We start from the raw sequence: 12,725 nt of genomic DNA on the forward strand, positions 1-12,725 counted from the left end.
CCTGGGCGGGGGGCGCCCACCACAGCGCCCCCGCCCGTCCCGGCGTCCGCCGCAGCGTGCGACGGGCCGGGTGGCGACCGACGGGAACCTGGGCCGGCCGCCCTCCCCCGCCGTTGCGGTCAGGGCCCCACTTGTTGCGCCTGGGGCGCATGCGACGCTGACGCAACAGCGCGCAACGTCGACGCAACGGCGCCCCCTCGGGCGCGCCCCGGCTACCGGGTGGCCTCGGCGTAGGCCGACGGCCGTGAGCCGGTGTGGTCGAGGAACGCGTTCGAGAAGTGGGCCACGCTCTTGAACCCGACGCCGTAGGCCACCTCGCTGACGGTCCCGGCGCGGGCCGCCAGAAGGTCGGCCGCCCGGTCGAGCCGGGCTGTCCGGAGGAGGTCGCTCGGCGTCGTGCCCATCAGCTCCGTCGTCCGGCGGAGGAGGTGGCTCCGGCTGAGCCCGACGGCCTCGGCGAGGGCGCTGACGCTGAACGTCTCGTCGCTGAGGCGGGCCTCGATGGCCTCGCGGACCGACGCCACGAACGCGTCCTCGGCCGACTCGATGGGCGGGGGGCCGCCGGCGGCCCCGTCGCCGGCGACCCCGTCGCCCGAGGCCCCCTCGAACCGATCGCGCAGGCGCCGTCGCAGCGCGATGAGGTTGTCGGCACGCGCGACCAGCTCGCGGACGTCGAACGGCTTGGTGAGGTAGTCGTCGCAGAGCTCCGCCAGCCCGTCGAGGCGGTCCTGGGGCGCGGCCCGGGCCGTGAGGAGGAGGATCGGGACGAAGTCGGTCTCGGGGTCCGACCGGAGCGCGCGGCAGAGGCCGAGCCCGTCGAGCCGCGGCATCATCACGTCGCTCACCACGAGGTCGGGGAGCCGCTGGCGGGCGCGGTCGAGGGCCTCCTCGCCGTCGGCGGCCTCGACGACGCGGTAGCCGGCCCCTTCGAGGTGGCGGCGGACGAAGGCCCGGATCTCGGGCTGGTCGTCGGCCACGAGGACCGTCGTCACGTCCTCGTCGTCCGAGTGCGCGAGCGGCGCCGGATCCGGCTCGACGTCGGGCTCGGGGACCGGCACGACGGCCCCGCCCTCCCACGGCTGGTCGTCGACCTGCTCCGGCGTGAGGTGGTCCCGGCCGAGCAGGAGCGACAGCGTGAACGCGCTCCCCTCGCCGACCGCGCTCTCGACCGTGAGCGTCCCGCCGTGGAGCGCCGCCAGCTCGTGCGCGAGCGCCAGCCCGATGCCCGACCCGAGCGGCTGGCCGCCCCCCCCATCGGCCTGGTAGAACCGGTCGAACACGTGGGGGAGGTCGGCCTCGGCGATCCCCGGGCCGGTGTCGCGGACCGTCACGCGGGCCGCTCCGCCATCGACCTCGAGCACGACGCGGACGGTGCCGCCGGCGGGCGTGAACTTGAAGGCGTTCGAGAGGAGGTTGGCGAGGACCGTCCCGAGGTGGGCGGGGTCGGCCCAGACCGGGACCGGCGCCTCGGGCGTGGCCACGTCGACGGCGACCCGTCGGTGGGTGGCGAGCGGCGTGAACGCCTCGACCTGGGCCTCGACGAAGGCCCGGAGGTCGAGGCGGCGCGCCCGGAGCGGCGCGCTCCCGGCCTCCAGCCGCGCCACATCGAGGATCTGGTTGATGAGGTCGAGGACCCGATGGGCCGAGCGCCGCGCCAACCCGAGCGGGTCGGCCACCTCGTCTGGGACCGGCCCGTACTCGCCGGCGAGCACGTCGTCGAGCGGGCCGAGCGTGAGCGTGAGCGGCGTCCGGAACTCGTGGCTGACGTTCGCGAAGAACCGGCTTTTGGCCCGGTCCAGCTCGCGGAGCGTCTGGGCCTCGACGTGCTCGAGCTCCAGCCGGTGCCGGAGCGCCACCCGCCGGCGGCGGTCCCGGACGGCGAGCATCGCGCCGCCCAGACCGAGGGCCAGGTACCCGGCGTACGCCCACCACGTCCGCCACCACGGCGGGGCGACGACCAGCCCCACCGAGGCCCCCTCCTCGTTCCAGACGCCGTCGCTGTTGGCCGCCCTTACCCGGAAGGTGTACCGGCCCGGCGGGACGTTCGTGTACGTCGCCGACGGCTGCGCCCCGCCGTCGATCCAGCGTTCGTCGAGGCCCTCGAGGCGGTAGGCGTAGCGGTTCGCGTCGGGCTCCTTGAAGTGGAGCGCGGCGAACTCGAACGTCACCTGGTTCTGATCGTGCGCCAGCCGGATCGTTTCCGTCTCGGAAAGCGACCGCCGCAGTGGCGAGCTCGGCCCCCCGACGGGCTCGTTGAACACCCGGAGGCCCGTCAGCGCGACCTGCGGCGGGATCCGGTTGATCTGGAGCCGCTCGGGCCGGAAGGACGTCACGCCCATGCCGCTCCCGAAGTGGAGCACGCCGTCGCGCCCCATGGTGAACCCGTGCGTGTTGTACTCGAGCGCGATGAGCCCGTCGCCGAGCCCGTAGCGCCGGAACGTCTCTGTGGTGGGGTCGAACGCCGCGATCCCATGGTCCGTGCTCATCCAGAGCACGCCCCGCTCGTCCTGCAGGAGGCCGTAGACCACGTCGCTCGGCAGGCCGTCGTCGGTCGTGAACAGGCGGGCCGTGCCGGCGCGGGCGTCGTAGCGGTTGAGCCCCCCGCCGCGCGTGGCCAGCCAGAGGACGCCCGGCTCCTCGGGCCGTTCGGCGATGTCCAAGATGAGGTTGCTGCTGATCGTCGTCGGGTCGCTCGAGTCGTAGGCCGACGCGATCTCGGCGACGCTCGACGGTGCCAGGCGGACGAGGCCGTCCGTCGTCCCGGCCCAAAGCGTCCCGTCGGGGCTCTCATGCAGGACCTCCACGTTCGGGGCCTCGCCCGCAGCGCCGAGCCGGAGTGGGACCCGTGAGAACTGGCCCGTCCGTGTGTCGAAGCGGTCGAGCCCCCCGACCGACCCGACCCAGAACACGTGCCCGTCGGCCGCCGTCGGCAGCAGCGCGTAGACGTCGTTGCGGCGTCGGTCGGCGGGCGAGCGCTCCGGCTGGAGAAAGCGGGTCACACGCCCGGTGGCCCGGTCGAACCGGCTGACCCCCCGCTCCTCCGCGATCCACAGCCGCCCGTCCGGGTCCTCGGCGAAGGACCGGTTCACGCCCGGGTACAGCGCGGTGGGGTCGGTGGGGTCGTGCCGGTACCGGACCACCCGCCCCCCCGCGTCGACCCGCGTGAGGTAGAACTCGAGCTCGCCCACGTCGGTGTTCACCCAGAGCGTGCCCTCGCGGTCCTCGTAGATCCCCCACACGATGCCGGGCGCGAGGCTCTGGTCGTCGCGGGGGTCGTGCCGGAGGTGAGAGAGGTAGGCCGATCCTGTGTTGAACGCGCTGACGCCCTGCGACGCGTACCCCACCCACATCGTCCCGGAGCGATCGGAGGCGACGGTAAAGACGGAGTTCTCGGCCAGGCTGTACGCGTCGACCGGGTCGTGGCGGTAGCGCGTGAACGCCTCGGCGCGCACGTCGAACCGGGCGATGCCGGTGCCCATCCCCGACACCCATAGCACGCCGGGGGCCTCGGGGTCCGGGATGACCGAGCGCAGGGTGTTGCGCGAGTTCGGCGCCCCCTCGTTCGGGACGAGCACGTACCGCTGGAACGCTCCGGTCTCGCTGTCGAGCCGGACGAGGCCGTTGCCGGTCGCCAGCCAGACGATCCCCGAGGTGCCGGGCGGGTGGTACATCGCGTAGACGTAGAACGGGGTCGCCAGCCCCCCCGCGCTCTCCGGGACGAACAGGAACCGCGTGACCGCGCCCGTGGCCGGGTCGAGGCGGAGGACGCCGTTCGCGGACCCCGCCCAAATCCGCCCGTCGGGCGCCTCGCTCAGGCGGTACAGTTCGTCGGACGGGAGGCTCTGCGGGTCGTCGGGGTCGTGGCGGAAGCGGGTGAACCGGCCGTCCTCGCCCGCCCGCATCCGGTTGAGCCCCCCGTCGAGCGTACTCACCCAGAGGTCCCCCCGCCGGTCCACGAGCGCGTCGACGGTCTTGTCGCTCGAGAGGCTGGCGGGGTCGTCGGGGTCGTGGCGGTAGTGGACGAAGGTGCCTGCCGTCCGGTCCATCCGGTTCAGCCCTCCGCGCTGGGTCGTGACCCAGAGGTCGCCGTCGGCCGCCTCGACGGTTGCGTTGACCCAGCTGTCAGAGATCGAGGTCGTGTCGAACGGGGTCGTCTTGTAGACGACGACGGCGTGGCCGTCGTAGCGGTGGAGCCCGCCCTGAGTCGAGAGCCAGAGGAAGCCCTCACGGTCCTGCATGACCGTGCGGACGGTCCCCTGCGCGAGCCCGTCGTCGATGGTCAGGTGGCGGAACCGGACGGAGGGGTCGGTGCGCCCGACGTCGGGGGGCGCCGCCGGATCGACCGACGCCTCGGCCTCGGGCTCGGCCGCGCGTGGGAGACGTGGAGCGTCACTGCGCGGCGCCTGGCACCCCGCTGCCAGCGCCACCGCCAACAACAGGTGGGCGACCGCCGCCGAACGAAACGCGTGGCCGCCTCCCCGCTCACGCAGAGGGGCGGCCCGATCCGTCTCGACGGCCCCGGCGCCCTGTCCGTGAGCGGGCCGTCTGCCGACCCTCAGTCGCCGTAGCCGCACGTCTCTCCCTGGCCGTCCGTCGAAGGCACCACGGGCCCGCAGGGTACCGAACGTCTGCATGCCCGAACGTACGGCATCGGATCACAACGACTTACCCCACAGACTCGGCAGAGCCTCTGGCCACGTTCTTCGCCGCCCGCCTGAGCGCTGGGGGTCCGGCCGCCACCTCCGGGACCGCGTCGACCTCGACGCCGGCTCCTGACACCCCGGCCTCGGCGGCACCGTCCTCGAGGCGGAGGATGTCAGGCGAGTCCCGAGCGCTCGGGCGGAGCGCGGGGCCGCCGGCGCGTGTACCCTGTCAGTCCCTTCACACGCCCTTCGATGGAGCTCCCGCGCCTCGGCCCGCAGTCCCACAACGCCGCCGCCCCCGGCGCCACCCGCGTGCCCGTGGCCCTGACGGTCGACGGCCGAGCCGTCACCGGCCGCGACGGCGAGTGGCTGGCGACGCTCCTGGATCGCCTCGACGCGGCCGACGGGCAGGCGACGGCCACCGAGGGCGGGCCCGGCGGCCACTCCGTTCCCCACGTCTGCTTCCAGCCGGAGCTTGGCCCGATCCAGACCTGCGACACGTGCGTCGTCGAGGTCGACGGTCGGCGCGTCCGGGCCTGCGCGACGCCCGTCCGCGCCGGGCTGGTGGTCGAGACGCGGACCGAGGCGGCCGCGTCGGCGCGCGAGGAGGCGATGCACCGGGTCCTCGGCCACCACAACCTCTACTGCACGGTCTGCGACCGGAACAACGGCGACTGCCCGGTCCACAACGCCACGAAGCACGTCGCCATCGAGCACCAGCGGTACCCGTTCGAGCGGAAGCCGTACGACGTCGACGCGAGCCACCCGTTCTACCAGTACGACCCGGACCAGTGCATCCTCTGCGGCAAGTGCGTCGAGGCGTGCCAGGAGGTCCAGGTCACGGAGACGCTGTCGATCGACTGGGAGGCCGACGTGCCGCGCGTAAAGTGGGACGCCCGCCCTGATGGCACCAGCGCGCTCGCCGGCGAGAGCTCGTGCGTGAGCTGCGGGCACTGCGTCACCGTCTGCCCCTGCAACGCGCTCATGGAGAAGTCCATGATCGGGCAGGCCGGCCACTTCACGAACCTCCAGAGCGACGTCTTCTACCCGGCCGTCGACGTCGTGAAGGCCGTCGAGCCGTTCGTCGGCAACAGCCCCATCTTCGCGCTCTCGGACGCCGAGGCCACGATGCGCGAGGCGTCGGTGAAGCAGACGAAGACCGTCTGCACCTACTGCGGCGTCGGCTGCTCGTTCGACGTGTGGACGCGCGAACGGCGGATCCTCAAGATCGAGCCGACGGGCGAGGGGCCGGCCAACGGCATCTCGACGTGCGTGAAGGGCAAGTTCGGGTGGGACTTCGTCAACGCCCCGGAGCGGCTGCGCGGGCCGCTCGTGCGCCGCGCCGCCGCGGACGGCACCGAGACGTTCGAGCCGGCGTCATGGGACGAGGCCCTCGAGACCGTCGCGACCCGAATGCGCGCCATCGCCGACGAGCACGGGCCGCAGTCGGTGGCCTTCATCGCGTCGAGCAAGGCGACGAACGAGGAGAGCTACCTCGTCCAGAAGCTGGCGCGCGCCGTGTTCGGCACGAACAGCGTCGACAACTGCAGCCGCTACTGCCAGGCGCCCGCGACGCAGGGGCTCTGGCGGACCGTCGGCTACGGCGGCGACGCGGGCACGATGGACGACATCCGCGCGGCCGACCTCGTCCTGATCGTCGGCTCGAACACGGACCAGAGCCACCCGGTCCTGGCGGCCCACCTCCGCGCAGCGCAGAAGAAGCGCGGGCAGACCCACATCGTCGCCGACCTCCGCGCCCACACGACCGCCCAGCGCGCCGACCTCTTCCTCCGCCCGACCCCCGGGACCGACCTCATCTGGCTGAGCGCGGTCACCAAGCACATCTTCGACCAGGGCTGGGAGGACCGCGCGTTCCTCGACCGCTGGGTCAACCACGAGCAGATCTACCGGGAGAGCCTGGAGCCGTTCACGCTGCAGTTCGCGGAAGCGACGACCGGCATCCCGCGGGCCCAGCTCGTCGAGTGTGCCCGCCTCGTCGCCGAGGCGGGGACGGTCTGTGGGCTCTGGGCGATGGGCGTGACGCAACACACGATGGGCTCCGACACGAGCACGGCCATCTCGAACCTCCTCTTGGTGACCGGCAACTTCGGGAAGCCGGGCACGGGCGGCTACCCGCTCCGCGGCCACAACAACGTCCAGGGCTGCTCGGACTTCGGCTCGATCAACACCTTCTTCCCCGGCTACCAGAAGGTCGAGGACGACGCGGCCCGCCAGCGCTACGAGGACGCCTGGGGCGTCGAGCTCTCGACCGAAAAGGGCCTCGACAACCGCGAGATGATCGACGCGATCCACGACGGGTCGCTGAAGGCGCTCTTCCTCGTGGGCGAGGAGATCGCGCTCGTCGACGCCAACGCGCACTACGTGCAGGACGCGCTCTCGAAGCTCGACTTCTTCTGTGTCCAGGAGATCTTTTTCTCGAAGTCGGCCGAGTTCGCGGACGTGGTGCTGGCGGCGAGCCCGAGCCTCGAGAAGGACGGGACGTTCACGAACACGGAGCGGCGGATCCAGCGGCTCTACAAGGTCATGGACCCGCTCGGCGACTCCCGCCCCGACTGGGAGATCCTGACCGACCTCGCCCGCAAGCTCGGCCACGACTGGGGCTACACGCACCCGTCGGAGATCATGGACGAGATCGCGGCCACGACCCCGCTGTTCGCCGGCGTGACCTACGCCCGGCTCGCCGGCTACCAGTCGCTCTGCTGGCCCGTCGCCGAGGACGGCACCGACACGCCGCTCCTCTACACCGACGAGTTCCACCTGCCGGAGGGCAAGGCCCGCCTGTACCCGCTCGCGTGGACCGAGCCGAGCGACCAGCCCGACGACGAGTACGACCTCCATCTCAACTCGGGCCGCAACCTCGAGCACTTCCACACGGGCAACCAGACGCACAAGTCGGCGGGGCTCAACTCGATCATCCCGGACACCTACGTCGAGGTCTCCCACGAACTCGCCGAGGCGCGCGGGGTGGCGACCGGCGACTGGGTCCGCCTCGTGTCGCGGCGGGGGGCGGTCCGCGTGCAGGTTCTCGTGAGCGACCAGGTCCGCGACGGCGAGCTGTTCATGCCGTTGTCGTCGTCGCAGCACGCCGTGAACTACCTCACGTCGAACGTCGTCGACCCCGACAGCCACACGCCGGCCTACAAGGAGCTGGCGGTCAAGATGGAGGTCCTCGATGGCGCCGTGCCCGAGCGCCGCCGCCGGCCGGTCAAGCCGGGCTTCCACCGATACGGGAATCCCACGCCCCAACGCGGCGTCGAGGTCGAGCGGAAGTGGGCCCGGCCGGACTACGAGCTGCCCGTCCTCCCCGCCCCGCCGGTGGGGTACCCTTCGCGGGCGTAGGACGTGGAGCGCAGGGCCGCCTGCCTCCGCCTCTCCGCCCACACGCGACGCCCCACGCACACGAGTTCATGGCCCAGCCCCTCGCCTACGCGCCGCCGCCGGCCCCGCCCGGCCAGGACGCCTTCACCGCCGAGGACGACCTCCGCCGGCTGCTCGACACGCTCCACGAGTCGGGCACGCTCCGCGTGCTGAACGGGCTGCTGGCCCAGTTCCAAGACGTGATGGCCGTCGTGTTGAAGGGCCTCAACACCGACGAGGGGCGCGCCGGGCTGGCCAACCTCCTCACGCTGGCGAAGCTCCTCGGCCGGATCGACGCCGACGGCCTCGACCGGTTCGTGGCCGCCCTCGACCGTGCGCTCGAGGCCGCTGGCGGGCGGATCGACGAGAAGGACGACGCGCCGGGCTCGCTGTCGGTCCTCGCGAAGCTGAGGGACCCCGACGTGCGGCGCGGGCTCGACGCGACGCTCACGCTCGTCGGCACGCTCGGGAAACAGCTCCACGACCCGCAGCCGCCCGTCCACTCGGCCCACGACGGGCGCGACGGCGCGCGGCCCTGAGCGCCCCAACAGGGACGCTAGATCTCGGGCGGCACCGTCGCCTCGCCCTCCCGGGCCTCGCCGTCCGGGAACCGGATGAGGCCGAGGTAGCCCGACTCCTCGAGGAAAGCGTAGCGGACCTCGCCGGTGTTCGCGACCTCCTGCTCTCGGAGGAGCCCCATGAGCTCGTTCCGCCGGAGTCGCGCCGCGCGGAGGCCGCCCGACACGACCTCGCCGTCCCGGACGAGCAGGATCGGCTCGCCCGACATCGCGAGAAACGTCCACCGGGACCGAAGCTGGAGCGCGTCGATGAGCCAGTCCAGGAGGACGACGCAGACGATCACGAGCCACGCGTAAACGATCGGGACCTCCGGGTAGAACATCCCGTCGCCGACGGCCGACCCGAGGGCGATGATGACGAGGGTCTCGAACGGCGAGAGGGACCGCTGGCCGCGCTTCCCCATGAGACGCATGAAGACCGCCGCGAACAGGTAGATCGCGACGATCCGGATCACGATCTCGACCAGGAACAGGGGCGGCTCGACGCCGAAGAACATCCGGTGCCAGTCGAGTGGCGTGGTTGGGTCCATGGGGGTGTTGGGGGCGAGCGGAGTGAACGCCCGCCCGGTCTTCCCGCTCCGCGCGAACCCGGCCGGCCGGCCGGGGTAGAGCGCGCATGCCCCTCCTCTCCCCCAGCGTCCGCGAGGTGCCCGTCGTCCGCGTGCGGGGCGACGATGCCGAAGACAGCCACGACCAACTGGCGACCGAGGAGCCGCTCGAGATCCGCCTCCGCTTCGGCGCCGGGCGCGACGCGCGCGTCCAGCGGCTGGCGGTGACCATGCGGACGCCCGGCGACGACCTGGCGCTCGCTCTCGGCTTCTTGCACGGCGAGGGCGTGATCCGCTCTCCTGACGACGTGATCGACGTGGCGCACACGCCGGTCCAGGGCGGCCGGCGCGACCCGAACATCGTCGTCGTCACGCTGGCCGACGGCGTACGCGTGAACCTCAGCAGGCTGGAGCGGCACGTGTACACCACCTCGTCGTGCGGCGTCTGCGGGAAGGCGTCGCTGGAGGCCGTCGCCACGGTCGGCGCGCCGGCGCTGCCGGCCGGACCGTCGCTCCTCCCGGCGACCATCCACGGCCTGCCCGACGCGCTCCGCCAGCACCAAGCCGTGTTCGAGCAGACGGGTGGGCTCCACGCCGCCGCCCTGTTTACCGAGACCGGCCGCCTCGTCCGCCTCCGCGAGGACGTCGGGCGGCACAACGCGGTCGACAAGCTCGTCGGGTCGTTCCTCACGGCCGGCGAGTCCGTGCCGGCCGAGCACGGCGTGCTGGTCAGCGGGCGGGCGTCGTTCGAGCTGGTCCAGAAGGCGCTGATGGCGGGCGTTCCGGTCCTGGCCGCGGTCGGCGCGCCGTCGTCGCTGGCGGTCGACCTCGCCGACGAGCACGGGGTGACGCTGCTCGGGTTCGTCCGCGACGGCCGGTTCAACGTCTACACCGGCGCCGCGCGAATCGCGGAGCCCGAGGCCTGACCCGGCCCGCCTCGGCGCCGAGGCGGAGGAGGCCGGCGTAGACTGCGCGGCCCCTCTCTCCCACCCGTGAGCGACGCCCCCTCCGACCTCGACCGCGACCTTGCGGACGCCGACCTCATGCTGGAACGGGACGCCGACGACCCAGCGCCACCGCCCCAGCGGGTCCAGCGCGCGGGTCTGATCGGCGGGGCCCTCCTGTTCGCCGTCCTCCTGGTGATGCCCGCCCCCGAGGGCCTGTCGGTCGAGGGCTGGCGGTGCGCGGCGATCGGGCTCCTCATGGCCACGTGGTGGATCACGGAGGCCATCCCGATCCCGGCGACGGCGCTCCTCCCGCTCGTCCTGTTCCCCGCCCTCGGCGTCCTGCCCGTCGACGAGGCCGCGGCGCCGTTCGCGAACCCGCTCATCTACCTCTACCTCGGCGGCTTCCTCCTCGCCCTCGGGATGCAGCGGTGGGGCCTCCACCGGCGGATCGCGCTCTCCATCGTCCAGCTCGTCGGCGACAGCCCGCGGCGGATCGCGTTCGGCTTCCTCCTCGCCACGGCGTTCGTGTCGATGTGGGTGAGCAACACGGCGACGGCGCTCATGATGCTGCCCATCGGCGTGAGCGTGGCCGGGCTGGTCGGCGAGGGGGCCGAGGGCCCCACGCGTCGGAACTTCGGGATCGTCATCGCGCTCTCCATCGCCTACGGCGCGACGGTCGGCGGCGTCGGGACGATCATCGGGACGCCGCCGAACGCGCTCCTCGCCGGCTTCCTGAGCGAGACCTACGGCGTCGACCTCGGGTTCGGCCGCTGGATGCTGATCGGCGGGCCGATCGTCGCGCTCGGCCTGCCGCTCGTGTTCGCCGTCCTGGTCCGGCTCTACCCGGTCGGCCGCGAGCCGATGGCGACGGGCGCGGCGTACGTCCGCAACGCCCTCCGCGACATGGGGCCGATGTCGAGGCCGGAGAAGACGGTCGCGTTCGTGTTCGGGCTCGTCGCGGCGCTGTGGATCGCCGGCCCGCTCGTGCGCGGCGTGCTCCCCAGCCTGAGCGACACGGCGATCGCGATGGGCGGCGCGCTCCTCCTCTTTCTGATCCCGGCCGACTGGCGGCGGATGGAGTTCGTGCTCGACTGGCGGAGCGCGGAGGCCCTCCCGTGGGGCGTGCTCATCCTGTTCGGCGGCGGGCTCTCCCTGGCCGCGGCGATCCAGGCGACGGGCCTCGCGGACTACATCGGCTCCCTCCTCGTCGGCCTCGGCGGCCTGCCGACGCTGGCGGTCGTGGCCGTCATCGCGCTCGTGATCCTCCTGCTGACGGAGATGACCAGCAACACGGCGACGGCGGCGGCCTTCTTGCCGGTCGTCGCGGCGCTCGCGCTCGCGCTCGGCGAGAGCCCGCTTCTGCTGGCCGTGCCGGCGGCGCTCGCGGCGTCGTGCGCGTTCGCGCTCCCGGTCGGCACACCGCCCAACGCCATCGTGTTCGGGAGCAACCTCGTGTCGCTCCCCGAGATGGCGCGGGCCGGCGTCTGGCTGAACCTCGCGTTCGTCGTCCTCGTGACGGCGGCGGCCTACCTCCTGCTCCCGCTCGTCTTCGGCGTCGTCTACGGCCAGGTTCCGGTCTGGGCCCAGTAGGCTCGTTGCGCTCGTGGGACTGGGGAAAGGGCAGAGGCGACGGTCTGCCACGCGTTAGGACAAACCACGCGGCGCCGTGACCTCCGACCTCCGACTTCATGAAGCTTCGCATCCAAGACGATTCGATCCGCCTTCGCCTGTCGCACGGCGACCTCCAGCGGCTCGCCGAGGCGGGCAGAGTCGAGGCCGAGACGCGCGTCGCGCCCGGGTCGTCGCTCGTCTACCGCGTCCAAACGGCCGACCGCGCCGACCTCGGTGCCGAGTTGGACGGGACCACGTTGACCGTCTTCGTACCGGAGCGTTGGATCGTGGGCTGGCCCGACGACGAGCGCGTGGGCTTCGAGGGCACGCAGGACGCAGGCGAGGGCCGACAGGTGGCGCTCCTCGTGGAGAAGGACTTCGACTGCCTCCACAAACGGCCCGACGAGACGGACCTCTTCCCGCACCCCAATGCCTGAGCCCTCTGAGGTCACCGGGCTAATCCTGGCGGGCGGCGCGTCCCGGCGGTTTGGGCGCGACAAGGCGCTCGTGGAGTTGGGCGGCCTCCCGTTCGTCGCCATCGTCCACGCCGCGCTCGCGCCGCACGTCGGGACGATGCTCCTCGCGACGGGGTCCGCGCCTCGCGACTACCCCGTGCCGGCAGAGGTCGTGCTCGACGCCGCGCCCGACGCCGGTCCGCTCGCGGGCCTCGTGGCCGGGCTGGAGGCCGCGGAGACGCCGTGGGTCCTGTCGGCCGCCGTCGATCTGCCCTACCTCACGCCGGCCGCGCTCCGCCCGCTCGTCACCGCCGAGGCGGGCCGGGCCGACGCGCTCGTCGCCGTCGACGCTCGCGGCCGCCGCCAGCCGACCCTGGCGCTCTGGCGCGTGGCGACGGCGGCGCCGGTCGCGCGGGCCTGCCTCACGGAGCGCCGGCTCGCGCTGCGGGACGTGCTGGCGCGGCTGGCAGTGCGGGAGGTCGCCGTCGAGGGAGGCGCGCTCCACAACGTCAACGCGCCGGGCGACCTGGGGTGACCCGCCTGGACGGACCGCGCCGACGACCGA

At 72.9% G+C, this 12,725-nt stretch carries 8 protein-coding genes; 6 read left to right on the top strand and 2 right to left on the bottom strand.

What is annotated here, in order from left to right; translation table 11 throughout:
- Positions 1 to 212: 212 nt before the first annotated feature.
- Entirely contained in the window at positions 213 to 4,427 is a 4,215-nt protein-coding gene (locus tag BSZ37_RS02870; RefSeq protein ID WP_143537543.1) for a hybrid sensor histidine kinase/response regulator transcription factor, read from the bottom strand.
- A gap of 468 nt (positions 4,428 to 4,895) precedes the next feature.
- Between BSZ37_RS02870 and fdhF the strand changes: the two genes are divergently transcribed.
- Together fdhF and BSZ37_RS02880 are read left to right on the top strand one after the other, a co-directional pair.
- Positions 4,896 to 8,003 carry a formate dehydrogenase subunit alpha gene (fdhF, locus tag BSZ37_RS02875; protein WP_095509096.1) on the top strand — a complete coding sequence of 1,036 codons (3,108 nt, stop codon included), beginning with the start codon at positions 4,896 to 4,898 and terminating at the stop codon, positions 8,001 to 8,003.
- Between the two features lie 68 nt (positions 8,004 to 8,071).
- On the top strand, positions 8,072 to 8,560 hold the full coding sequence (locus BSZ37_RS02880; protein ID WP_095509097.1) for a helical membrane plugin domain-containing protein: 489 nt from the start codon (positions 8,072 to 8,074) through the stop codon (positions 8,558 to 8,560).
- 17 nt (positions 8,561 to 8,577) lie between these two features.
- On the opposite strand, the gene BSZ37_RS02885 is transcribed toward BSZ37_RS02880, so the two are convergent.
- Positions 8,578 to 9,129 carry a DUF421 domain-containing protein gene (locus BSZ37_RS02885; RefSeq protein ID WP_095509098.1) on the bottom strand — a complete coding sequence of 184 codons (552 nt, stop codon included), beginning with the start codon at positions 9,127 to 9,129 and terminating at the stop codon, positions 8,578 to 8,580.
- Between the two features lie 86 nt (positions 9,130 to 9,215).
- Between BSZ37_RS02885 and fdhD the strand changes: the two genes are divergently transcribed.
- From fdhD to mobA, 4 genes are all read left to right on the top strand, one after another.
- The gene (gene fdhD / locus BSZ37_RS02890; protein ID WP_095509099.1) at positions 9,216 to 10,073 is read left to right on the top strand and encodes a formate dehydrogenase accessory sulfurtransferase FdhD; all 858 of its coding nucleotides are present in this window, start codon (positions 9,216 to 9,218) and stop codon (positions 10,071 to 10,073) included.
- 66 nt (positions 10,074 to 10,139) lie between these two features.
- On the top strand, positions 10,140 to 11,684 hold the full coding sequence (locus tag BSZ37_RS02895; RefSeq protein WP_218830376.1) for an SLC13 family permease: 1,545 nt from the start codon (positions 10,140 to 10,142) through the stop codon (positions 11,682 to 11,684).
- Between the two features lie 98 nt (positions 11,685 to 11,782).
- Entirely contained in the window at positions 11,783 to 12,142 is a 360-nt protein-coding gene (locus tag BSZ37_RS02900; RefSeq protein ID WP_095509100.1) for a DUF7009 family protein, read from the top strand.
- A complete protein-coding gene (mobA, locus tag BSZ37_RS02905; RefSeq protein ID WP_095509101.1) occupies positions 12,135 to 12,695 on the top strand; it encodes a molybdenum cofactor guanylyltransferase in 561 nt (186 codons plus the stop codon). The genes BSZ37_RS02900 and mobA overlap by 8 nt, the downstream gene beginning before the upstream one ends.
- Positions 12,696 to 12,725 lie beyond the last annotated feature (30 nt).

The sequence above is a fragment of the Rubrivirga marina genome (assembly GCF_002283365.1).
Lineage (GTDB): Bacteria > Bacteroidota > Rhodothermia > Rhodothermales > Rubricoccaceae > Rubrivirga > Rubrivirga marina.

What these genes read in the sequence shown, in the direction of transcription:
- fdhD (WP_095509099.1), top strand. Translation starts at nt 9,216, where the DNA reads ATGCCCCTCCTCTCCCCCAGCGTCCGCGAGGTGCCCGTCGTCCGCGTG.
- BSZ37_RS02880 (WP_095509097.1), top strand. Translation starts at nt 8,072, where the DNA reads ATGGCCCAGCCCCTCGCCTACGCGCCGCCGCCGGCCCCGCCCGGCCAG.
- mobA (WP_095509101.1), top strand. Translation starts at nt 12,135, where the DNA reads ATGCCTGAGCCCTCTGAGGTCACCGGGCTAATCCTGGCGGGCGGCGCG.
- BSZ37_RS02885 (WP_095509098.1), bottom strand. Translation starts at nt 9,129, where the DNA reads ATGGACCCAACCACGCCACTCGACTGGCACCGGATGTTCTTCGGCGTC.
- BSZ37_RS02900 (WP_095509100.1), top strand. Translation starts at nt 11,783, where the DNA reads ATGAAGCTTCGCATCCAAGACGATTCGATCCGCCTTCGCCTGTCGCAC.
- fdhF (WP_095509096.1), top strand. Translation starts at nt 4,896, where the DNA reads ATGGAGCTCCCGCGCCTCGGCCCGCAGTCCCACAACGCCGCCGCCCCC.